The sequence below is a fragment of the Aeromonas sp. QDB18 genome (assembly GCF_027705325.1).
Classification (GTDB): domain Bacteria; phylum Pseudomonadota; class Gammaproteobacteria; order Enterobacterales; family Aeromonadaceae; genus Aeromonas; species Aeromonas caviae.
In genome coordinates, this window is sequence record NZ_JAPDBQ010000069.1 from 1 (window position 1) to 20,347 (window position 20,347).

At 61.9% G+C, this 20,347-nt stretch carries 24 protein-coding genes and 1 pseudogene; 15 read left to right on the forward strand and 10 right to left on the reverse strand.

The window, feature by feature from the left end; genetic code table 11:
- Positions 1-119: 119 nt before the first annotated feature.
- Positions 120-269, reverse strand: a complete 150-nt coding sequence (locus OKC30_RS11820; RefSeq protein WP_128273066.1) for a hypothetical protein — start codon at positions 267-269, stop codon at positions 120-122.
- 2 nt (positions 270-271) lie between these two features.
- A complete protein-coding gene (gene dusA, locus OKC30_RS11825; RefSeq protein ID WP_010673041.1) occupies positions 272-1,258 on the reverse strand; it encodes a tRNA dihydrouridine(20/20a) synthase DusA in 987 nt (328 codons plus the stop codon).
- A 136-nt stretch (positions 1,259-1,394) separates the two neighbouring features.
- Here dusA and zur point away from each other — a divergent pair, with 136 nt between their 5' ends.
- Genes zur through OKC30_RS11840 form a run of 3 tightly spaced genes read left to right on the forward strand, consistent with a single transcriptional unit; the run spans position 1,395 to position 2,537 of the window.
- Complete coding sequence (zur, locus tag OKC30_RS11830; RefSeq protein ID WP_010673042.1) at positions 1,395-1,853, forward strand: zinc uptake transcriptional repressor Zur; 459 nt, start codon at positions 1,395-1,397, stop codon at positions 1,851-1,853.
- Positions 1,843-2,304 carry a chemotaxis protein CheX gene (locus OKC30_RS11835; RefSeq protein WP_010673043.1) on the forward strand — a complete coding sequence of 154 codons (462 nt, stop codon included), beginning with the start codon at positions 1,843-1,845 and terminating at the stop codon, positions 2,302-2,304. Before zur ends, OKC30_RS11835 begins: the two co-directional genes overlap by 11 nt.
- A gap of 5 nt (positions 2,305-2,309) precedes the next feature.
- Positions 2,310-2,537, forward strand: a complete 228-nt coding sequence (locus OKC30_RS11840) for a hypothetical protein (RefSeq protein WP_160838505.1) — start codon at positions 2,310-2,312, stop codon at positions 2,535-2,537.
- Positions 2,538-2,844: 307 nt separating this feature from the next.
- On the opposite strand, the gene brnQ is transcribed toward OKC30_RS11840, so the two are convergent.
- On the reverse strand, positions 2,845-4,152 hold the full coding sequence (gene brnQ / locus OKC30_RS11845) for a branched-chain amino acid transport system II carrier protein (protein ID WP_039040015.1): 1,308 nt from the start codon (positions 4,150-4,152) through the stop codon (positions 2,845-2,847).
- A 190-nt stretch (positions 4,153-4,342) separates the two neighbouring features.
- A complete protein-coding gene (locus OKC30_RS11850) occupies positions 4,343-5,053 on the reverse strand; it encodes a tRNA1(Val) (adenine(37)-N6)-methyltransferase (protein ID WP_270666573.1) in 711 nt (236 codons plus the stop codon).
- A 127-nt stretch (positions 5,054-5,180) separates the two neighbouring features.
- Here OKC30_RS11850 and srmB point away from each other — a divergent pair, with 127 nt between their 5' ends.
- Positions 5,181-6,401, forward strand: a complete 1,221-nt coding sequence (srmB, locus tag OKC30_RS11855; RefSeq protein ID WP_041210934.1) for an ATP-dependent RNA helicase SrmB — start codon at positions 5,181-5,183, stop codon at positions 6,399-6,401.
- A gap of 187 nt (positions 6,402-6,588) precedes the next feature.
- On the opposite strand, the gene yaaA is transcribed toward srmB, so the two are convergent.
- The 3 genes from yaaA to tapT are packed head-to-tail and all read right to left on the reverse strand — an operon-like array spanning position 6,589 to position 9,562.
- Positions 6,589-7,362, reverse strand: a complete 774-nt coding sequence (gene yaaA / locus OKC30_RS11860; RefSeq protein WP_042882155.1) for a peroxide stress protein YaaA — start codon at positions 7,360-7,362, stop codon at positions 6,589-6,591.
- 32 nt (positions 7,363-7,394) lie between these two features.
- Entirely contained in the window at positions 7,395-8,504 is a 1,110-nt protein-coding gene (locus tag OKC30_RS11865; protein WP_270666570.1) for a PilT/PilU family type 4a pilus ATPase, read from the reverse strand.
- Between the two features lie 23 nt (positions 8,505-8,527).
- Positions 8,528-9,562 carry a type IVa pilus ATPase TapT gene (gene tapT / locus OKC30_RS11870; protein WP_010673050.1) on the reverse strand — a complete coding sequence of 345 codons (1,035 nt, stop codon included), beginning with the start codon at positions 9,560-9,562 and terminating at the stop codon, positions 8,528-8,530.
- Between the two features lie 39 nt (positions 9,563-9,601).
- Here tapT and OKC30_RS11875 point away from each other — a divergent pair, with 39 nt between their 5' ends.
- The 5 genes from OKC30_RS11875 (at position 9,602) to OKC30_RS11895 (ending at position 12,563) form a co-directional block, all read left to right on the forward strand.
- A complete protein-coding gene (locus tag OKC30_RS11875) occupies positions 9,602-10,303 on the forward strand; it encodes a YggS family pyridoxal phosphate-dependent enzyme (protein WP_042864460.1) in 702 nt (233 codons plus the stop codon).
- Between the two features lie 123 nt (positions 10,304-10,426).
- A complete protein-coding gene (gene proC / locus OKC30_RS11880; protein ID WP_041210938.1) occupies positions 10,427-11,251 on the forward strand; it encodes a pyrroline-5-carboxylate reductase in 825 nt (274 codons plus the stop codon).
- A gap of 23 nt (positions 11,252-11,274) precedes the next feature.
- Entirely contained in the window at positions 11,275-11,826 is a 552-nt protein-coding gene (locus tag OKC30_RS11885) for a YggT family protein (RefSeq protein WP_010673053.1), read from the forward strand.
- Positions 11,826-12,125: a DUF167 family protein YggU gene (yggU, locus tag OKC30_RS11890; protein ID WP_010673054.1), complete on the forward strand. Its 300-nt coding sequence runs from the start codon at positions 11,826-11,828 to the stop codon at positions 12,123-12,125. Before OKC30_RS11885 ends, yggU begins: the two co-directional genes overlap by 1 nt.
- 18 nt (positions 12,126-12,143) lie before the next feature.
- A complete protein-coding gene (locus OKC30_RS11895) occupies positions 12,144-12,563 on the forward strand; it encodes a DUF4426 domain-containing protein (RefSeq protein ID WP_160838499.1) in 420 nt (139 codons plus the stop codon).
- Positions 12,564-12,639: 76 nt separating this feature from the next.
- On the opposite strand, the gene OKC30_RS11900 is transcribed toward OKC30_RS11895, so the two are convergent.
- The 3 genes from OKC30_RS11900 to OKC30_RS11910 all read right to left on the reverse strand — a co-directional run bounded on the left by OKC30_RS11900 (position 12,640) and on the right by OKC30_RS11910 (position 14,346).
- Positions 12,640-13,470 (reverse strand): CPBP family intramembrane glutamic endopeptidase, encoded by an 831-nt coding sequence (locus OKC30_RS11900; protein ID WP_160838497.1) that lies wholly within the window; start codon positions 13,468-13,470, stop codon positions 12,640-12,642.
- Between the two features lie 161 nt (positions 13,471-13,631).
- On the reverse strand, positions 13,632-13,922 hold the full coding sequence (locus tag OKC30_RS11905; RefSeq protein ID WP_039039963.1) for a hypothetical protein: 291 nt from the start codon (positions 13,920-13,922) through the stop codon (positions 13,632-13,634).
- 49 nt (positions 13,923-13,971) lie between these two features.
- Complete coding sequence (locus tag OKC30_RS11910; RefSeq protein ID WP_039039964.1) at positions 13,972-14,346, reverse strand: YacL family protein; 375 nt, start codon at positions 14,344-14,346, stop codon at positions 13,972-13,974.
- Between the two features lie 206 nt (positions 14,347-14,552).
- Here OKC30_RS11910 and OKC30_RS11915 point away from each other — a divergent pair, with 206 nt between their 5' ends.
- From OKC30_RS11915 to OKC30_RS11940, 6 genes and pseudogenes are all read left to right on the forward strand, one after another.
- Positions 14,553-15,668, forward strand: a complete 1,116-nt coding sequence (locus OKC30_RS11915) for a sugar diacid recognition domain-containing protein (RefSeq protein WP_160838495.1) — start codon at positions 14,553-14,555, stop codon at positions 15,666-15,668.
- Positions 15,669-15,787: 119 nt separating this feature from the next.
- A complete protein-coding gene (locus OKC30_RS11920; protein ID WP_270666568.1) occupies positions 15,788-17,050 on the forward strand; it encodes a GntP family permease in 1,263 nt (420 codons plus the stop codon).
- Between the two features lie 9 nt (positions 17,051-17,059).
- Positions 17,060-18,193, forward strand: a complete 1,134-nt coding sequence (locus OKC30_RS11925) for a glycerate kinase (protein ID WP_160838493.1) — start codon at positions 17,060-17,062, stop codon at positions 18,191-18,193.
- Positions 18,194-18,454: 261 nt separating this feature from the next.
- Entirely contained in the window at positions 18,455-19,018 is a 564-nt protein-coding gene (locus tag OKC30_RS11930) for an NnrU family protein (protein ID WP_103857977.1), read from the forward strand.
- A 59-nt stretch (positions 19,019-19,077) separates the two neighbouring features.
- Positions 19,078-19,614: a glutathione peroxidase gene (locus tag OKC30_RS11935; RefSeq protein ID WP_010673063.1), complete on the forward strand. Its 537-nt coding sequence runs from the start codon at positions 19,078-19,080 to the stop codon at positions 19,612-19,614.
- 82 nt (positions 19,615-19,696) lie between these two features.
- Positions 19,697-20,275, forward strand: a pseudogene (locus OKC30_RS11940) (LysR family transcriptional regulator); the annotation flags it as partial.
- Positions 20,276-20,347: the final 72 nt, after the last annotated feature.

Consider the following 20,347-nt stretch of genomic DNA (forward strand, 5'->3'; position numbering starts at 1 on the left):
CCGAAACCCAACAAGGAGTTTCGGATTCTTACACAGCCTGAGGATCGGTCAATGGATCCTTAACTGATCGGCATTAGCGCAGGGGCGCCGGCTTTTTCTTGTTCGGGAGCGTGGGGCGCTTAGCCCAGGATCTGGTCCCGGTGCAGCCCCAGCACGATCAGCAGCCCGATGAAATAGAAGGCGCTGAGCTTGATGCCGAGAATGGTGAGCAGGCCGGCGCACAGACGCACCACGGCCTTGTGCAGCCAGGATCCGGTGAAGCGGTACATGATCACTCCACCGCGTCGGCCGGCGCGAACTCCGGCACCTTGGCCATGGCGTCCAGCACCACTTGAATGTCGGCCCCCGGTTTGCAGGCATTCTCGCTCAGATGGCGACGCCAGGCGCGCGCCCCCTGCATGTTCTGGAACAGCCCCAGCATGTGGCGGGTCATGTGGGAGAGGTAGTTGCCCTTGGCCAGCTCTTGTTCGATGTAAGGCAGCATCATCCGCACCACCTCGTGGCGGCTCGGCACGGCACGGTTCTCGCCGAACACCAGATTGTCCACCTGGGCCAGAATGTAGGGGTTCTGGTAGGCTTCGCGGCCCATCATGACCCCGTCGAGGTGCTGCAGATGTTCAAGAGTCTGCTCCAGACTGGTCACCCCGCCGTTGATGGCAATGGTCAGATCCGGGTAATCCTGCTTGACCCGGTAGACGCGAGGATAATCGAGGGGCGGGATCTCGCGGTTCTCTTTCGGACTCAGGCCGCTCAGCCAGGCCTTGCGGGCATGGACGATGAAGGTATCGCAACCGGCGTCCCTTACCTGCTCGATGAAGGCCTGCAAGAACTCGTAGGAGTCTTGCTCGTCGATGCCGATACGGGTCTTCACGGTGACCGGAATGTCGACTACGTCGCGCATCGCCTTGACGCAATCAGCCACCAGCGCGGGTTCGCCCATGAGGCAGGCGCCGAAGCGGCCGTTTTGCACCCGATCGGAAGGGCAGCCGACGTTGAGGTTGACCTCGTCATACCCGCGCTCCTCGGCGAGCCTGGCGCAGCGGGCCAGGTCTGCCGGGTTGCTGCCACCCAGTTGCAGGGCGAGAGGGTGTTCCTGCTCGCTGTAACCCAGATAGTCGCCCTTGCCGTGGATGATGGCGCCCGTGGTCACCATCTCGGTATAGAGCAGGGTCTGGCGGGTCATCAGACGGTGGAAATAACGGCAATGCCGATCGGTCCAGTCCAGCATGGGGGCGATGGAAAAGCGCTGCGCCTGCATAAAAATCATCCGGGTTGGCCAAACAAGGGGCGGGATTCTATCACAACGTGAGACAGCCCCAGAAAATGAATTTTGTCGCCGCGCACTGGGGGCCCTGTGATAGTATCCGGCTAATTGACAGGGTATCTGCGTGAACATGAATCAAGACCAACTTCTACAACGAGCGGAACGCCTCTGCGAGCAGCGCGGGATCCGTTTCACCCCGACACGGCGCCAGGTGCTCCGGCTGCTTGCCGCCCACGGCAATGCCATTAGTGCCTATGATTTGCTGGCCCAGTTGCAGCAGACCGAGGCTCATGCTAAACCGCCTACCGTCTATCGGGCGCTCGACTTCCTGCTCGAACAGGGCTTTGCCCACAAGGTGGAGTCGCTCAACGCCTTCATCTTCTGCTGCCACTTCGACCATGCCCACCCGATGCAACTGCTGATCTGCGATCGTTGCGGTGAGGTAGTGGAGCTGCACGATCCCGCCATCGACGGCGCCTTTTCCGAGCAGGCTCATCAGCATGGTTTTACTATTACCAACAAGACCATAGAAGCCCATGGTCAATGTGCCCGCTGTTCCGCTACCGTAGGAAGTCAAGATGAAGGCTGATTTTGTAAACCCGTTCCTGCTCTCCCTGCTCAACGTGCTCTCCACCATGGCACAGCTGGAACTCAAACCGGGTGCGCCCAAGCGCAAGACGGACGAGCTGGCTCGGGGAGATGTCTCCGGCCTGATTGGCATGGTGGGTCCGCAGACCCGGGGTTCCCTCTCCATCAGCTTCGAGAAGGGACTGGCATTGGAGATCATGCGCCGCATGCTGGGGGAGGCGCCGGCCACCATCAACGAGGAAGTGACCGACATGGTGGGCGAGATCACCAACATGGTGACGGGCGGCGCCAAACGCATGCTGGGGGAGAAGGGCTATGAGTTCGACATGGCGACCCCGGTCATCGTCTCCGGTCCCAATCACACCATCACTCACCGGGCCGACGGCGCCAAGATCATGATGCCGTTCGAATCGGAGTATGGCCGTGCCACCATCGAGATCTGCTTCGAGTAATCGCCATGTGGAAGATGCTGAAATGGAGTGTCATCGGTGGGGTGGTGCTGCTTATCCTGTCGGATATCGAGATCAGCACCTCTCTCTACAAGTACGAAGACAACCGCGTGGAGATCAACTTCCCGCGCTGGCATGCTGACCAGCCTTGGGGCACCCTGTGCTGGCATGCGGGCCGGTTTGAGCATCACTGGTACGGTCTTGCAGGCAAACCCAAGCCCGCAACCGTACTCTGAAGAGCGCTTTCCACAACGGATGAACCAGATTGCACCAACAAAAAAGAGGCCAGCGAATGCTGCAATGCTGTTCACTTAAGAGAATTTGAGTTCCAGTCCACGTAGTATCAGGGCTAAAAAATGAGGGAGGCATGATGCCTCCCTCTTTCTATTGCAAGCCACGCTGGATAAAGGCTGAAGGAACATCGACTGGAAACAGCCTTGCTCCCCCAACTCAAGTCGCATTTATGAATAATTAGTCAAAAATGTGCTTATCTGAACAGCATTGCAGCGAATGCTGGCCTCTTTATTTGGTCAAGATCTGTTATCAGGCTGCTTCTGCTGCCAGCTTGCCATTGCCACGCACCATGACACCGAGGCCACAGGCCAGCAGGGTCGGCAGCAACCAGGCCAGGCCCTTGTCAAACAGCGGCAGGAAGGCGAACGCATCCATCTTCATGCCGGCGGCGCCCAGGCCGTCCAGGCAGCCGAACAGGAAGGCGACCAGCAGCACGGAGCGGAACACCAGGCGGGGGCGACCGAAGTAACCCTTCAGGAAGGTGACCAGCACCAGCGCCACGGCAACCGGATAGATGGCGACCAGCACCGGAATGGAGAGGCTGATGAGCTGGCTCAGGCCCACGTTGGCCACGACGCCGCAGATGACACCCAGCAGCACGACCAGCTTCTTGTAGCTCATGCCGGTCAGGTTGTGGAAGAAGTCGGAGCAGGCGGAGATGAGGCCGACGGCCGTGGTGAAGCAGGCCAGGGTGATGATGGCAGCCAGGATGAACTGACCCGGTTGGCCGAACAGGCTCAGCACGTAGGCGTTGACGATGGCACCGCCGTTGCTCACGTCGGTGGCGACGCCGGCAGCGGTGTTACCCAGCTGGAACAGGGAGACATAGACCACGGAGAGACCGATGGCGGAGATGATGCCCGCGATGGCCAGGTACTTGAACTGGCTCTGGTAGTCATGGATGCCTTTCTGGCGCAGCAGGTCGACGATCAGGGCGCCGAACATCAGGGACGCCAGGGTGTCCATGGTGTTGTAGCCTTCCAGAATGCCCTTCACGAAGGGGGTGCTTTGGTAGTCACCGGATGCGGCAGGCATGCTTCCTTGCGGTGCGACGAAGACACCGATGGCCAGGGTCAGCAGCAGCAGCATCAGCAGCGGAGTCAGGTACTTGCCGATGGCATCCATCAGCTTGCCCTGGTTCAGGGAGACCAGGATGGCCACGCCGAAGAACAGTACTGTGTAGGCAGCCAGACCGGATGGTCCCATGTCGCCAAGGAAGGGCTTGAGGCCCATCTCGTAGGCCACTAGGCCGGTACGGGGGGCGGCGAAGGCCGGGCCGATGATGATGTAGATGGCGACGGCCAGTGCGGTGGCCACGCCGGTCGGCAGCAGCTTGGTCATGCCGGCCCAGCCGTTGCCAGCCTTGGCCACGGCGATGATGGTGATGAGGGGCAGGCCCACGGCGGTGACCAGGAAGCCCAGCATGGCCAGGGAGAGGTGCTCACCCGCCATGAAGCCGGCCAGGGGCGGGAAGATGATGTTGCCTGCGCCCAGATAGAACGCAAAGGTCATGAAGCCCAATCCGAGTACATCGGACAATGTGAGTGATTTCGTCAAGTTCAACCTCGTCTGTCTTGTAAACTATTGCTTGTTATAGTTTTTTATTTGTCAGTGACCGGCACTTTCCGGGGGTAAAAAAAAGAGCCCCGCTGGTTTTTTCATCGCGACCAGTGGTTTGAACTGGTCTTGAGCGGGCGCTCATTTAGCAGTCAGCATAATGATGTGAAAAAATAGTTCAAGGCAAAATTTACATCTTCAAATAGAAGGGGCTGGTTAGTTGGATATATCTGTCGGAATAGCCTCCCGTGGCAGAATGGATCACAATTTCACCCCTCTCACACTTGTTTAATCCTCTGCCAAGCAGCAATAAAACACGATTTGCCTCTTTCCCCTCTCTGGTAGTAACAGCCAGATAACAACGCTCATACAGATCATAACTCGACGAAATGCATAAAATTTCATCCGCCATCGCCGTGGGCAGCACCAGGGACAGTTGCCCGGTACGGCTCAGCAGGCGATCGCTGGCGGCCAGCAATCCCCTGGGGGCGAGCCCCCCGGTATGACGGGCCAGAGCCCTGGCCGGATCGCGGAGTGTCTGGCCTGCCGGGAAATAGGGCGGGTTGGAGACGATGAGATCGTAAGGGGGGGCGAGGTGATCCTGAATGGCGCTCTCTATGATGGTGACCCGTTCACGCCAGGGGGAGGCCGCCACATTCTCATGGGCCTGCATGGCTGCATCCTTATCCAGCTCCACCCCGTCTATGTGGCAGTCGTTCGTGCTGCGCTGGGCCAGCATCAGGGCGATGAGGCCGCTGCCGGTGCCGATGTCCAGCACCCGACGGGCGTTGTCGACCGGCGCCCAGGCTCCCAGCAGAATGCCGTCCGTACCGACCTTCATGGCGCAGCGGTCGTGATCGATGTGAAATTGCTTGAACGTGAAACCGTTGTTGCGCCCCATTCGGCCCTCCTCCTGTGCCTGCCCGCGGAAAATGGCCGGCGATTATAGCGGCTAAGCCACAGTCACCATAGGAGCCGGCGGCATAATCGCCTATAATCTGCCGCTTCCTTAATGACCGAGTATTGCCATGAGCCAGTCCTTTGATGATTTCGACCTGAATCCAGCCCTCAGTCGGGCCTTGGCCGAGATGGGATTCACCCGCCCCACCACCATCCAGCAGATGGTGCTGGAGCCAGCCCTGGACGGCCGCGATATTCTGGCTTCTGCGCCGACCGGAACCGGCAAGACCGCCGCCTTCCTGCTGCCCGCGATGCAGCACCTGCTGGACTTCCCGCGTCGCAAGCCGGGTCCGTGCCGCATGCTGATCCTGACTCCGACCCGCGAGCTCGCGCTGCAGGTGAGTGCTCACGCCAAGGCCCTGGCGGTGCACACCCATCTCAGCATCGAGACCATCATCGGTGGCGTCAGCCATGAAGAGCAGCTGCCTGCCCTGACCAAGACCACCGACATCGTGGTGGCCACCCCGGGCCGTCTGCTCGAGTACATCGAGAAAGAGGAGTTCGAGAGCCATGACATCGAGGTGCTGGTGCTGGATGAAGCGGACCGGATGCTGGACATGGGCTTCATCAAGGACGTGAACCGCATCGTGGAAGAGGCGCGCTACCGCAAGCACACCATGCTCTTCTCCGCCACCCTGGAAGGGGCCGGCCTCGAGAAGTTTGCGAGCGAGATCCTCAAAGACCCGGTTGAGCTGCACGCCGAGCCGCCCCGCAGCGAGCGCCGCCCCATCACCCAGTGGATCCACCTGGCCGATGATGCCGCCCACAAGCTGGCTCTGCTGGTGCACATCCTGAAAAACCCGGAAACCCAGAAGGCCATCATCTTCGTCAAGACCCGTGAGCGACTGGCGGAGCTTTCCGGCCAGTTGCAGGCGGCAGGCGTGCCCTGCGCCTGGATCCGTGGCGAGATGGAGCAGGCCAAGCGCATCGAGTCTATCCGCAAGTTCCACGAAGGGGAGGTGCCCTTCCTCATCGCCACCGACGTGGCCGCCCGCGGCATCGACCTGCCGAACGTCAGCCATGTCATCAACTACGACATGCCATACGGCGCGGATGTCTATGTGCACCGCATCGGTCGTACCGGTCGTGCCGGCAACCGTGGCTGCGCCATCAGCCTGGTGGAAGCTCACGACATGGCCATGGTCGCCAAGATCGAACGCTACACCGAGGAGCGCCTCAAGCGCCGGGTGATCGATGAGCTGCGCCCCAGACACAAGGAAGCACGGGTGCCGGTGAAGAAGAAAAAGCCGAAGGATGCCAAGAAGTCGGCAAAGAAGAAAAAGAAGTAATGCCCCCGAGCACAGTTGAAACGGCCATCCCAGGATGGCCGTTTTGCTGTCTGCTGCCTGGGGAGTAGCCTGAGAGAGGCGCAGAAAAAAGCCGACGCAAGGACGTCGGCCAACAAAAAGTGCTTACAACAGAGGATTCACAGAGTCAGACCCGAGGATCTCCGACTTGGTTCCCTTGAATGTGTAATTAATTTTCAGCGCGCTTGAACATCAGGGTATTGGCGTCGGACTCTTCCGGTACAAAGTAGTAGCCGTCGGCATTGAAACCGGTCAGCTGTTCCACCCGGGTGAGCCGATGCTTGATGATGTGGCGTGCCATCATGCCGCGGGCCTTCTTGGCGTAGAAGCTGATGATCTTGAACTGGCCGTTCTTCTCGTCCTTGAAGACCGGGGTGATGATGCGCCCCTGCAGGGCTTTCGGGCGCACCGACTTGAAATACTCGTCGGAGGCGAGGTTGATCAGTACGTCGTCCCCCTGGGCCGCCAGCGCCTTGTTCAGGTGCGCAGTGATGATGTCGCCCCAGAACTGGTAGAGGTCCTTGCCGCGCGGGTTGTCGAGGCGGATCCCCATCTCCAGGCGGTAGGGCATCATGAGGTCCAGCGGCCGCAGTACGCCATAAAGGCCGGAGAGCATGCGCAGGTGGGCCTGGGCAAAGTCGAGGTCGGCCTCGCTGAAATCTTCTACGGCCAGACCGGTGTAGACGTCCCCCTTGAAGGCCAGCAGCGCCTGGCGGGCGTTGGCCGGCGTGAAGTCAGGCTGCCACTCGGCAAAGCGGGCGGCGTTGAGGCCGGCGAGCTTGTCGCTGATCTTCATCAGGCTGGCGATCTGGTCCGGGCTCAGTTGACGAGCCCGGGTGATCAGTGCTGCGGAGTGGTCCAGCAGTTCGGGTTGGGTGAAACGGGAGGTCACCAGGGGTGACTCGTAATCCAGCGTCTTGGCCGGGGAAACCACAATCAGCATAACTGTCCTTTACTAGCGGTGACGCACACCCCTCATTCATCCAGGGGCACGTTGTCGAGAGTGCCTGCGCCCAGCTGCTCGCGACCCGACAGCTTGATGAGCAGTCGCAGGTCGTTGGCGGAGTCGGCATGGGCAAGGGCCTCACTGTAGCCAATTTGGCCGGCGCAGAACAGGCCGAACAGCGCCTGATCGAAGGTCTGCATGCCGAGCTCGCCGGATTTGGTCATCACCTCCTTGAGTCTGTGCATCTCTCCCTTGCGGATGATGTCGGTGACGAGCGGGGTGTTGAGCAGGATCTCGAAGGCGGCGACCCGGCGCTGCCCGTGAGCGGAGGGGAGCAGCTGCTGGGCGACGATGGCGCGCAGGTTGAAGGAGAGATCGAACAGGAACTGGCGGTGCTTCTCCTGGGGGACCAGATGCAGGATGCGATCCAGCGCCTGGTTGGCATTGTTGGCGTGCAAGGTGGCGAGGCAGAGGTGCCCCGTCTCGGCGAACTGGATGGCGAATTCCATGGTCTCCTGGGAGCGGATTTCACCGATGAGGATGACATCCGGGGCCTGGCGCAGGGAGTTTTTGAGGGCGACATCGAAGGATGCGGTGTCGATCCCCACCTCCCGCTGGGTCACCAGACAGCGATCGTGCTGATGGACGAACTCCACCGGATCCTCCACCGTCAGGATGTGGCCGTCACCGTGCTGGTTGCGAAAGCCGATCATGGCCGCCTGGGTGGTGGACTTGCCGGCGCCAGTGGCGCCGACGAAGAGCACCAGCCCGCGTTTGGCCATGGCGACCTCCTGCAGGATGGGAGGCAGCACCAGCTCGTCAAAGGTGGGGATGCGGGTCTCGATGCGGCGCAGCACCATGCCCGGCATATCCTGTTGCCAGAAGGCGCTGACCCGAAAGCGCCCCAGCGAGCCCCGCTGGATGGCGTAGTTGGCCTCGCGGGTGTGCAGGAAGCGCTCGAAGTGGGTCTCGTCCAGGCTCTCCCTGATCAACGCCAGCGCCGTCGTCTTGTCGAGGGGAGCCGGCCCGAGCGACACCAGACGCCCGTTGACCTTGAGGGTCGGGGGGGCATCGACCGTGATGAAGAGATCCGAGCCCTTTTGTTCAACCAGTGCGGCGAGCAGAACATCCATGTTCATGGCGACTCCTTGGGTGTGCGAGCTTAAATGGTATTGGGATCGACCGCCTTGGCCTTGGCATCAAGGGAGGCGACGACCCCCCGGTTGACCAGCTGCTTGAGGCTCTGGTCCATGGTCTGCATGCCGTGGGTCATCCCGGTCTGGATGACGGAATAGAGCTGGGCCACCTTGTCTTCCCGGATGAGGTTTCGCACCGCCGGGATCCCCAGCATGATCTCGTGGGCCGCCACCCGGCCGCCACCGATACGCTTGAGCAGGGTCTGGGAGATGACCGCTCGCAGGGATTCGGAGAGCATGGATCGCACCATGTCCTTCTCCGAGCCGGGGAAGACGTCGATGATGCGGTCGATGGTCTTGGCAGCCGAGGAGGTGTGCAGGGTGCCAAACACCAGGTGACCGGTTTCGGCGGCGGTCATGGCGAGGCGGATGGTTTCGAGGTCCCGCATTTCACCTACCAGGATGATATCCGGGTCTTCCCGCAGGGCCGAGCGCAGGGCGTTGCTGAAGCTCTTGGTGTCGCGGTGTACTTCCCGCTGGTTCACCAGGCAGCGCTTGTTCTCGTGCACGAATTCGATGGGATCCTCGATGGTGAGGATGTGGTGGTGGAAGTTGTCATTGATGTAATCGACCATGGCGGCCAGGGTGGTGGATTTGCCCGAACCGGTGGGTCCAGTCACCAGCACCAGGCCGCGAGGGTACTCCGCTATCTTGCGAAATATCTCCGGCGCCCCCAGATCGTCCAGGGTCAGAACGGTGCTCGGGATGGTACGAAACACGGCGCCCGAGCCGCGCGCCTGCTGGAAGGCATTGACCCGAAAGCGTGCCATGCCGGGTACTTCGAAGGAGAAGTCCACCTCGAAGTTCTCCTCCAGCTCCTTGCGCTGGTGGTCATTCATGATGTCGTAAATGAGAGCATGGACTTCCCGGTGATCCAGGGCGGGCAAATTGATCTTGCGAACCTCCCCATCAACCCTGATCATCGGGGGGACCCCGGCCGAGAGGTGTAGATCCGAGGCCTTATGCTTTACACTGAATGCCAATAACTCTGTGATATCCATAGATTTGTTATTCTCCCATCACAAGATTACGAACGAAATATGAGCCAGATTGCCCAGCACCTGCTTCAGGTAAAGGAACGTATTGTAGAGGCTGCCCGGCGTGTTGGCCGCAGCCCAGATCACATCCAGTTGCTTGCTGTCAGCAAAACCAAGCCGCTGGGGGACATTCAGGCTGCCTATGCCGCCGGTCAGCGGCGCTTTGGCGAATCCTACGCCCAGGAGGCCGCGCTCAAGATTGATGCCTTGCGCGAGCAGAACGCCTGTACAGACATAGAGTGGCACTTTATCGGCCCGCTGCAATCGAACAAGTCCAAGCTGGTGGCGGAGCGGTTCGACTGGGTTCAAAGTGTCGATCGCGACAAGCTCATCGAACGCCTCAACAACCAGAGACCGAGTGGGCTCGCGCCGCTAAATATCTGTCTGCAAATCAATATTAGCGGAGAGAGCAGCAAATCCGGTACGTCGGAGCAAGAGATTTTCCGCCTGGCCTCCCTGGTGGCCCAAAGCGAGCGGCTGCGGTTGCGCGGTCTGATGGCCATCCCCGAGCATACCCGCGACGAGGGGGTGCTGGCGGCCCAGATGGCGCGCATGCAGGCTCTGTTCACCGAACTTGCGCAACAATACCCGAGCGTCGACACCCTTTCGATGGGGATGACCGAGGATCTTGAGCCGGCCATTGCCCATGGCAGCACCATGGTGCGGGTCGGGACCGCCATCTTCGGGGCCCGTGACTATTCATGAGCAAGAGCCGGGGCGAGAAACATCCCGGTCGTGCTTTTTTTCAGGTAAACAGGCGCGTGTGATGCTGTCAGCCCACACAGGCTGGGTCGGCATCCGCTGCGATGTCAGTAACAGGAGTGTTTGATGCAGCAGAGAACCCTCGCCTTCATCGGGGCAGGCAATATGAGCCGCAGTATTATTGCCGGCCTCATCCAGGCGGGTTACCCGGCAGAGCGTATCATCGCCGCCAATCCCAGCCGTCCCAAGCTGGACGAACTGGCCAGCCAGTTCGGCATCCGTATCACCCAGGACAACGCCGAGGCGGCCCGGGAGGCCGAGGTGATCGTGCTGGCGGTCAAGCCCCAGCTGATGGCGGGCATGCTGACGGCACTGGTGGCCGAGCTTGGCTCGCTGGATGGCAAGTTGCTCATCTCCATCGCTGCCGGCATTCGCGTCGCACGCTTGCAGGAGATGGCAGGCGGTCACGATCGCATCATTCGCACCATGCCCAACACCCCCTCCTTGCTGGGACTGGGGATGACCGGGCTCTATGCACCGCCCGCCATCGGGCAGGCCGATAGGGCGGTGGCCGAACAGATGATGCAATCCGTGGGCAAGACCCTCTGGGTGGATGAGGAGGCCGGCATCAACGGCGTGATTGCGGCGGCGGGCAGTGCCCCGGCCTACTTCTTCCTGTTCATGCAGGCGATTGCCGAGGAGGCCGAGGCCATGGGCTTTACGCCGGAGCAGGCTCGCCTGCTGGTGCAGCAAACCGCCCTGGGGGCGGCCGCCATGGTGGAGCAGAATCCCGAGCTGTCGCTGCAGACCCTGCGCGAGCAGGTGACCAGCAAGGGCGGGACCACGGCCGAGGCCGTCAAGACATTCCAGGAGCAGGGGCTGATGCCGCTGACCGCAAGAGCCATGCAGGCGGCCGTTACCCGGGCTGGCGAAATGGAAACCCTTTTCTGAATCCCTTTTAGCAAGGAGCCCGGATGAACACGGCTTACTTTTTGATTAACACTGTCTTTGATCTCTACCTCATGGTGGTGCTGCTGCGGGTCTGGCTGCAGTGGGCGCGGGCCGACTTCTACAACCCGATGAGCCAGATGGTGGTCAAGCTGACCAACCCGCTGGTGGTGCCCCTGCGCCGCGTCATCCCGGGTTTTGGCGGGCTGGACATGGCCTCTGTGCTGCTGGCGCTGCTGATCGCCTTTGGCAAGTTGGTCCTGCTCAAGAGCATGAATGTGCTGCAGGCGGACTGGCTCACTCTCTGTCTGTTTGCGACGCTCACCGTGTTGAAGAAAGCGGGTTCCATGATCTTCTGGATCCTGCTTATCCGCGCCATCCTGAGCTGGGTCAGCCAGGGTCGCAACCCCATTGAATACGTGATGCACCAGCTCACTGAACCCTTCCTGGCCCCCATTCGCCGCATCCTGCCTGCACTGGGCGGGCTGGATCTCTCCGTGCTGGTCGCTTTCATCGCGCTGCAGGCCATCAACTACCTGATGGGGGATCTGTTCGGCCAGTTGTGGTGGATGATCTGATGCCCGCCGTCCTGCTGGAAGGGGACGAGCTGGTGTTGCATCTGATGATCCAGCCCAAGGCGAGCCGGGATCAGATCATCGGATTGCACGGTGACGAGTTGAAAGTGGCCATCACGGCACCGCCGGTCGATGGTCAGGCCAACAGTCACCTGATCAAGTACCTAGCCAAGCAGTGCAAGGTGGCCAAGGGGCAGGTTCGCATCCTGCGGGGGGAGCTGGGTCGGCACAAGACGGTCGCCATCGACGCGCCAAAGCAGATCCCCGCCGAGATTGCCGCTTTGCTCGATAATCAGGGTTGATACGAGAGGGATGACATCATGAAAACTGCCTGGATGAGTTGCCTGCTGGCACTCCTGATGACGCTGCCGCTGCGGGCTGAGCAGATGCAGGAGCTGGGCCCCTGGAAAGTGCACTACAGCGCGTTCAACTCCAGCTTCCTCACCCCCGAGGTAGCCAGGACCTATGGCCTGGAGCGCAGCCGCTATAACGGCATCGTCAATATCGCGGTGCAGAACAAGCAGGGGGTGGCACAGGCGGTGGGGATCAGCGGCGAAGCCCGCAATCTGACCGGCACCCTTCGCCCCCTGAATTTTCAGGAGGTGAAAGAGGAGAATGCCATCTATTACCTGGCAGTGCTGCCCTATCGCAATGAGGACACCTACCAGTTCACCCTGAAGATCATGGGGGAGGGGCAGCAGCAGACGCTGACCTTCCAGCAGACCTTCTACGTCGACTAGATTGCAGGGTGAATGCAGATGCCCTGCCCCTACGGGGGCGGGGCATTTTTTTTGCCCGGTGAACCGGTACTCGACGTCAGTGGCTGGCCAGGGGATAGGTAAACAGGGCCAGGTGGGCGAAGTTGAACAGGAAGTGGAGCAGGATGGCGATACTGAGGCGCCCGCTCAGCTGGAACGCCAGGCCATAGCAGGCCCCCGCCAGCGCGGCGAACAACACCAGCAACGGGCCCCCGGCAAGATGGGCTGCGCCGAACAGCAGGCTGGCGACCAGGAGACCTGCCCAGGGCGTGCTTCGGCTTGCCACCCCTTGCTGGATGCATCCCCGGAACAGCGCTTCTTCCGCCACACAGGTGAAAAGCAGGTTGTTGAATGCGAACAGCCACCACCAGTGGGGCAGTCCCGCTTCGGGTTTGAGGGCGCCCAGTTGCCAGGCGGTGATGAGCAGGGCCGCGAGCGGCAGGATGAGCAGGGCCAGCGGCCGCCAGCGCATCGTTCCACCCGGGCCGAGCAGGCCGGTGATGGCCAGCAGCAGGGCGAAGAAAATGAGCGGCTTGTCCAGATTGAGGTAGAGGGTGAAGGGCACGCTGGCCGGGCCCGCCTGTACCTTGTCGAGCACCCTGAGATTGTCAAAGCCGGGCACCAGATGCAGCGTCAGGGCGAGGGACCACAGCAGTACCAGCGTCAGTGCGACGCCGCGCCAGGGTGGGGGCAGGGTGGGGGTACGCCAGGCCAGCAGCAGACCGGCGAGGCTGACAAGAGCGGCGAGGGGCGCGAGTCGCTCAAGCCAGAGGGCTGTGAGCAGGGCTAGTCCCAGCAGGAGCATGCCGGGCCTGGTCCGGCGGGCGAGGCAGCAGAGTACGGCGAGCCCCAGGACGAGCCAGATGAGAATATCGGGGAGTGGTAACATCGAGTCTCCTTGTATGAATGAAGGGCGCACCTTAACGATCCCCATGGTCTGGTTCAAGGAAAAGGGACTGGCCGGCAGAAGACGCGCAATGAAAAGCCGGAGCTGGGCTCCGGCTTGAGCGGCGGCAAGATGCCACCGAGAGAGGCGATGGCCTTCCCGTATCAGCGACCGGACTCGGCGATGACCCGGGCGATGATGTCGGCGCGTTTGCTGGCTTCCAGCTCGCCCAGGGCGATGAGACCGGCCTTGAAGATGACGTTCTTCGGCAGACTGACGTCATCCAGAGTGGTGATGGCCTCGACGTGCATGCCGTTCAGGCGGCTGGCATCGCGCGGGCTCAGGTTGACCTGGGTGTTCAGCACCTGCTTGCCCTTCTTCTTGGGCTGGGCGGGTTTCTTCGGTTGATCCAGCTCGTCTTCCGGCAGTTCGTCATCAAAATCGTAAATGGACATAGTCAATCCTGTTGGGTTGCAAGGGGCATGCTCGCCCGAATGGGGGTAATCAGCCCATATCCTCGTTGCGGATAAAGGCGCGCCAGGAGCCGAGTACCTGGGCAAAATCTTCCAGCCCGCACATGGCCAGCTGTTCATCATCGTAGTAGGCGAGATCGTCGAGATCCTCGTCCTGCTCGATATTGAGGACATTGGCCTTCACCTCGGCTTCCTCGTGGGTCAGCAGCAGGGAGTAGTCGCCCCCCAGCAGCCGGTATTCGGTGCGGGCCCGGCTGGAGAGCTGGTCGATGATGGCGAACAGCTCGTCGAGCTTCTCCTCGTCCTTGCCCACCTCGTCGATCAACCACTGGCCGATGGCTTCATGGCCCATGGAGAACCGGGCGCGATAGCCACCGAACGGGTCGCGGCGAAATTCATAATCCATAGCGGAGTCCATATCGGAGGGTGAAACCACCACGGCGCAAAGCGGCATGATGCCGGATCCTTGATCCATGGTGGGGCACTGATAGCGTAAAGTGGCCTATTCTAGCGATCCCCCCCGCGCTTGTCTTGATGATGTGGGATCTTTAACGGGTGATCCCGGTGATGGCGCACGCCGGGGACCCTGTCAACGAATGGTATGGAGAGGCAATGCAGCTCAACGACGCGCTCGCGCATCAGATAGTCAGCCGGGCGATGAAGATCCTCTCGTTCTCGGTCAACGTCATGGATGAACGGGGACTCATCATTGCGTCCGGCAATCCGGAGCGGCTGCACCAGCGCCACGAGGGGGCCGTGCTGGCCCTGACCGAGAACCGGGTGGTGGAGATAAGCGAGGCCACCGCCCGGGAGCTCAAGGGGGTGAGGCCCGGCATCAACCTGCCCATCGCCTATCAGGGGGAGCTGCTCGGTGTCATCGGCATCTCTGGGGATCCGGACATCGTGCGTGCTTACGCCGAGCTGGTGCGCATGACCGCCGAGCTCATCCTGGAACAGGCGGCGCTCACCGAGCAGTTGCAGTGGGACAAGCGCCACAAGGAGGAGCTGGTGTTGCAGCTCATTCGCGGCGAAGGGCGGGCCGATCAATTGCAACAGGTGGCCCGCTTCCTCGAGCTGGATCTCGCCCAGCCCCGGGTGGTGGCCGTGCTGGCGCTGGAGGAGGCCGAGCCCGCCCAGGTGAGGGAGCTGGTTCACCTGCTGGAAAACCCGGAGCGGGACAACCTGGTGGCCATCAACGGCCTGGACGAGATAGTGGTGCTCAAACCCGCCCAGCTCAGCGAAGGCGTCTGGCAGTCGGCGCAGGAGCGCAGCCGGATCCGGCAGCTGCTCTCCCGTATTCCCCATTTCAAGGTTCGCATCGGGGTGGGTGATTACTTCGCCGACATCCCCGGGCTGGCACTCTCCTACCAGACGGCGCGAGACACCTTGCGCCGTGGCATGCGCCAGTCGCCCCGCAAGCAGGTCTATTTCTTCGAGGATTACCGGCTTTCAGTGCTGCTCGGCACCCTGGCGGACTCCTGGCAGGCGGATCAGCTACGGGCTCCGCTGCAAAAGCTGGCGCAGGAGGACACAAAGGGAACGCTGCAAAAGACGCTGCGCCAATATTTCTTGCAGGATTGTGATCTGCATCCCTGTGCCGAAGCCCTGTTCATTCACCCCAACACCCTGCGTTATCGACTGACCCGGATAGAGCAGATAACCGGCTTGAATTTCAACAAGTTAGATGAAAAGTTTCTGCTCTATCTCGGGCTCAGTCTCGATAGCTGATTTGTCTTTTCCAACAAAAATACAAGGCCGGTAAATGCTTTTTTTGGTTTTATGGCCAAAGCATTCCAGGCGGGGATCCCCATAATGACGCCACTCATTACAACAACAAGGTGCCCGTCATGATCCCAGTCTCCGCGCTCGGCGCGCTCGCCGCGCTCTCCATCGCCATCTTCCTCATCCTGAAGAAGGTGCCGCCCGCTTACGGCATGATTGTCGGTGCCTTGGCCGGTGGCCTGATCGGTGGCGCCGACCTGACCCAGACCGTCGCTCTGATGATCGGCGGCGCCCAGGGGATCACCACGGCGGTGATGCGGATCCTGGCGGCGGGTGTGCTGGCCGGGGTGCTCATCGAATCGGGCGCCGCCACCACCATCGCCGAGACCATCGTCAAGAAACTCGGCGAAACCCGCGCCCTGCTGGCCCTGGCGCTGGCCACCCTGATCCTGACCGCGGTCGGCGTCTTCGTGGACGTGGCCGTCATCACGGTCGCCCCCATTGCGCTGGCCATCGCCCGCCGTGCCGATCTCTCCAAGGCTGCCATCCTGCTGGCGATGATAGGCGGTGGCAAGGCGGGCAACGTCATGTCTCCCAACCCCAACGCCATTGCGGCAGCCGATGCCTTCCACCTGCCTCTCACCTCGGTGATGGCGGCGGGCATCATTCCCGGCCTGTTCGGTCTGGTGATGGCCTACTGGCTCGCCAAGCGCCTCAACAACCGGGGCAGCAAGGTGGCCGCCGACGAGGTGGTGAGCGTTGACGGTGCCAAGTTGCCCGGCTTTGCCGCCGCCATCAGTGCGCCCCTGGTCGCCATCCTGCTGCTGGCCCTGCGTCCCATCGCCGGCATCGTGGTGGACCCGCTCATTGCGCTGCCTCTCGGCGGCCTGGTGGGGGCCCTGATGATGGGCAAGTTCACCAAGGTGAACCAGTTTGCCGCCTCGGGCCTGGCCCGCATGGCACCGGTGGCCATCATGCTGCTGGGGACGGGTACCCTGGCGGGCATCATCGCCAACTCCGGCCTGAAAGATGTGCTCATCAGCGGCCTGACCGCCTCCGGTCTGCCCTCCTATCTGCTGGCCCCCATCTCCGGTGCCCTGATGTCGCTGGCGACCGCCTCGACCACGGCCGGGACCGTGGTGGCCTCCAACGTGTTCAGCGCCACTCTGATTGAACTGGGGATCAGCAGCTTGGCAGGGGCCGCCATGATCCACGCCGGCGCCACCGTGTTTGACCACATGCCCCACGGCTCCTTCTTCCATGCCACCGGCGGCAGCGTCCACATGGGCGTCGGCGAGCGACTCAAGCTCATCCCCTACGAAACCGCGGTCGGTCTGACCATCGCCGTTGTCTCCACCCTGATGTTTGGCGTGTTTGGCCTCGCCTAAGGAACTGATATGAAAATTGTGATCGCCCCCGATTCATTCAAGGAGAGCCTGAGCGCCATGGCGGTGGCCGATGCCATCGAGGCCGGTTTCAAGCAGGTGCTGCCGGATGCCACCTACGTCAAGCTGCCCATGGCCGATGGCGGCGAGGGGACGGTGCAGTCTCTGGTGGATGCCACCGGTGGTCGCATCCTGCCGGTCGAGGTGACCGCCCCCCTCGGCAACAGGGTGCAGGGCTTCGTGGGCCTGCTGGGGGATGGCAAGCGCGCCGTCATCGAGATGGCGGCGGCCTCCGGCCTCCATCTGGTGGCGCCCGAGCTGCGCAATCCGCGGCTCACCTCCAGTGTCGGCACCGGGGAGCTGATCCTGGCCGCGCTGGAGATGGGGGTGAACCACCTCATCCTCGGCATCGGCGGCAGCGCCACCAATGACGGCGGTGCTGGCATGATCCAGGCACTCGGCGGCAAGCTCCTGAAAGCAGATGGTTCCCCCATTGCGCCGGGCGGTGCCGGTCTGGCCGAGCTGGCCACCATCGACCTGAGCGGGCTGGATCCCCGTCTGACCGGACTCACCATCGAGGTGGCCTGCGACGTGGACAATCCGCTGTGCGGCCCGAAAGGGGCGTCCGCCGTGTTCGGTCCGCAGAAGGGGGCAACTCCCGAGATGGTGGCCGAACTGGATGCCAATCTGGCCCGTTACGCGGACTGCATCGAGCAGGCGCTTGGCAAGCAGGTGAAGGAGATCCCGGGAACGGGGGCCGCAGGCGGCATGGGGGCAGCCCTGGTGGGGCTGCTCGGCGCCGAGCTCAAACCCGGCATCCGGATCGTCATCGAGGCGCTGAACCTGGCTGAGGCGGTGGCCGATGCGGATCTGGTCATCACCGGCGAGGGCCGCATCGACAGCCAGACCATCCATGGCAAGACGCCCATCGGGGTAGCTCGCTGTGCCAAGCAGTTCGGCAAGCCGGTGATCGGCATCGCCGGATGCCTCACCGATGACTGCGGCGTGGTGCACGAGCATGGGCTGGATGCGGTGTTCGCCGTGGTCAATCGGGCCATGTCCCTGCCGGAGGCGCTGGCCACCGCCACCACCAACCTGCAGCTCACGGCCCGCAACGTGGCGGCTCTCTACCTGCTGCGCAAATGACCCTCTCTCCTGGCCGATGCGGTGCATCGGCCTGACCCTGCCCCGTGCAGCAGAGTGAGCGGCCCGGCGTGGCACCTCTGACGCACTTGCCGATCCCTGGGTCGGCTTTTTTTATTATCCTGCTGTCTTTCATATGGTTTTTGTATTCTGACAAGGGGCTTTGCGGCATAGTGATCTCCCGACAGTGAGGGAGCCACGAGAAACAAGGCCCGCCTGAGGGAGGGCTTCCCATTCCGGGGGGCAATATGCGAGGAGCAAGCCATGATCCTGCTGACCCTGGGGGTGGTATTGTTCACCCTGACTCATCTTTACCCCTGTTTCGCGGCACAGCACCGCGCCCGTCTGCGGGCTCGGCTGGGGGAGAACCGCTACAAGGGGCTCTTCTCGCTGCTGGTGTTCGTCGCCATCGGCTGCATCCTCGCAGGCTGGCGCAGTGCCAGTCCCATGCCCCTCTATTTTCTGCCTGTCTGGGGGCCCACCCTGGTGATGGGGATCATGCCGATCGCCCTTGTCCTGCTGTGTGCGGGGCAGGGGGCGAACCATTTCCGTCGTTGGCTGGTGCATCCCCAGCTGCTCGGGGTGCTGCTCTGGTCGGGGGCCCATCTGGCGGTGAACAGCGAGGCGCGTTCTCTGGTGCTGTTTGGCGGGCTCGGTCTCTGGGCTCTCATCAGCATCGTCTGGATTTCGATGCGGGAGTGGGGTCGTCACCCCCGTGCCGCCGCCACCTGGCAGGGGACGGGGATCAGTCTGGGGGCGGGGCTGGCGCTCACGGCTCTGCTTATCTTCTGGGGACACGGCTGGCTGACCGGGATCCCCCTGCACTGATCCCTGAACCAGATTCCGGGGTCTTGCGTATGATGGACAAAACAATGGGAGTCACGTCGATGAAATGGTTCACCCTGCTGCTGATGCTCGGCTCGGGCGCGGTCTCTGCCGCCTGCCCAGATTACTTCAACGTGGAGATGCGGGAGCTCAACAGCACCCAGCGCCACAACCTCTGCCAGTTGACCGAGGGCAAGGTGGTGCTGGTGGTCAACACCGCCTCCTACTGCGGTTACAGCGGTCAGTTCCGGGATCTGGAAGCCCTCTATCAGGGCTACAAGGAGAAGGGACTGATGGTGTTGGGCTTCCCCTCCAACGATTTCTGGCAGGAGGCGGGCAACGAGAACAAGACCGCCGAGGTGTGCCGCCGGGACTACGGGGTGACCTTCCCCATGTTCAACCGGGTGGCGGTGCGGGGTTCGGATGCGGTGCCGCTGTTCAAGGGGCTGGCCGCTGCTGCCGACGGTGATGCGCCCAACTGGAACTTCCACAAGTACCTGGTCGGGCGGGACGGCAAGCTGATTGCGAGCTATGGCGCCAACCAGAATCCGTCGGATGATCCTCTCAAACAGCAGATCATCGATGCCCTGGGGCACTGACCCTACCCCATGGCGGGCCGCTCTGGAATAATGCGGCCCCGCCATCTACTCCGGTGACACCGTGCTGCAACGTCTTCCCCAAATGGTGATCTTCGATGCCCTGGTTCGTGAACAGGGCATCTCGGCGGCTGCGCGCCGACTCGGGGTCTCCAAATCCCACATCAGCAAGCAGCTCGCCCTGCTGGAAACCGCGCTCGGCGCCCAGCTGGTACAGCGCACTACCCGTCGTTTCGGGCTCACCGAACTGGGTCAGGAGTATGCCCGCCACTGCCGCGCTCTGGTGGCGGTGGCGCTGGAGGCGGAATCCATGGTGGCGGAGCGCCGTGGCAAGGTGAGCGGCGTGCTCCATCTGGGGGTGGGTCAATCCTTCGGGCGGTTGCACGTGATCCCGCGCCTCAAGGCGTTTCAGGCACGTTATCCGGATCTGGAGCTGGAGGTGTCCCTGTTCGATCACCGCACCAATCTGGTGGATGAGGGGCTGGATCTCTGGATCACCACCTACGAGGACAAACCCGAGTCCCTGGTAGGGCAGCGACTGGCAGACATCGGCTTCGTGCTGGTGGCCTCGCCGGATTATCTGCTGAGTCACGGCACGCCACTGCACCCCAGGGATCTGGCCCATCACAATTGCATCACCTACCAGAGCCGGGAGCGGCGTTATACCAATCGGATTAAACATTAGGTCAGTTTTATCCAATCTCGGCTACAAAGTGACATCACCCGCTCCACATCG

Excerpts from the sequence above, each read along its gene's own strand:
- OKC30_RS11820 (WP_128273066.1), bottom strand. The coding sequence starts at position 269 with ATGTACCGCTTCACCGGATCCTGGCTGCACAAGGCCGTGGTGCGTCTG.
- dusA (WP_010673041.1), bottom strand. The coding sequence starts at position 1,258 with ATGCAGGCGCAGCGCTTTTCCATCGCCCCCATGCTGGACTGGACCGAT.
- zur (WP_010673042.1), top strand. The coding sequence starts at position 1,395 with ATGAATCAAGACCAACTTCTACAACGAGCGGAACGCCTCTGCGAGCAG.
- OKC30_RS11835 (WP_010673043.1), top strand. The coding sequence starts at position 1,843 with ATGAAGGCTGATTTTGTAAACCCGTTCCTGCTCTCCCTGCTCAACGTG.
- OKC30_RS11840 (WP_160838505.1), top strand. The coding sequence starts at position 2,310 with ATGTGGAAGATGCTGAAATGGAGTGTCATCGGTGGGGTGGTGCTGCTT.
- OKC30_RS11850 (WP_270666573.1), bottom strand. The coding sequence starts at position 5,053 with ATGGGGCGCAACAACGGTTTCACGTTCAAGCAATTTCACATCGATCAC.
- srmB (WP_041210934.1), top strand. The coding sequence starts at position 5,181 with ATGAGCCAGTCCTTTGATGATTTCGACCTGAATCCAGCCCTCAGTCGG.
- yaaA (WP_042882155.1), bottom strand. The coding sequence starts at position 7,362 with ATGCTGATTGTGGTTTCCCCGGCCAAGACGCTGGATTACGAGTCACCC.
- OKC30_RS11865 (WP_270666570.1), bottom strand. The coding sequence starts at position 8,504 with ATGAACATGGATGTTCTGCTCGCCGCACTGGTTGAACAAAAGGGCTCG.
- tapT (WP_010673050.1), bottom strand. The coding sequence starts at position 9,562 with ATGGATATCACAGAGTTATTGGCATTCAGTGTAAAGCATAAGGCCTCG.
- OKC30_RS11875 (WP_042864460.1), top strand. The coding sequence starts at position 9,602 with ATGAGCCAGATTGCCCAGCACCTGCTTCAGGTAAAGGAACGTATTGTA.
- proC (WP_041210938.1), top strand. The coding sequence starts at position 10,427 with ATGCAGCAGAGAACCCTCGCCTTCATCGGGGCAGGCAATATGAGCCGC.
- OKC30_RS11885 (WP_010673053.1), top strand. The coding sequence starts at position 11,275 with ATGAACACGGCTTACTTTTTGATTAACACTGTCTTTGATCTCTACCTC.
- yggU (WP_010673054.1), top strand. The coding sequence starts at position 11,826 with ATGCCCGCCGTCCTGCTGGAAGGGGACGAGCTGGTGTTGCATCTGATG.
- OKC30_RS11895 (WP_160838499.1), top strand. The coding sequence starts at position 12,144 with ATGAAAACTGCCTGGATGAGTTGCCTGCTGGCACTCCTGATGACGCTG.
- OKC30_RS11900 (WP_160838497.1), bottom strand. The coding sequence starts at position 13,470 with ATGTTACCACTCCCCGATATTCTCATCTGGCTCGTCCTGGGGCTCGCC.
- OKC30_RS11905 (WP_039039963.1), bottom strand. The coding sequence starts at position 13,922 with ATGTCCATTTACGATTTTGATGACGAACTGCCGGAAGACGAGCTGGAT.
- OKC30_RS11910 (WP_039039964.1), bottom strand. The coding sequence starts at position 14,346 with ATGGATTATGAATTTCGCCGCGACCCGTTCGGTGGCTATCGCGCCCGG.
- OKC30_RS11915 (WP_160838495.1), top strand. The coding sequence starts at position 14,553 with ATGCAGCTCAACGACGCGCTCGCGCATCAGATAGTCAGCCGGGCGATG.
- OKC30_RS11920 (WP_270666568.1), top strand. The coding sequence starts at position 15,788 with ATGATCCCAGTCTCCGCGCTCGGCGCGCTCGCCGCGCTCTCCATCGCC.
- OKC30_RS11925 (WP_160838493.1), top strand. The coding sequence starts at position 17,060 with ATGAAAATTGTGATCGCCCCCGATTCATTCAAGGAGAGCCTGAGCGCC.
- OKC30_RS11930 (WP_103857977.1), top strand. The coding sequence starts at position 18,455 with ATGATCCTGCTGACCCTGGGGGTGGTATTGTTCACCCTGACTCATCTT.
- OKC30_RS11935 (WP_010673063.1), top strand. The coding sequence starts at position 19,078 with ATGAAATGGTTCACCCTGCTGCTGATGCTCGGCTCGGGCGCGGTCTCT.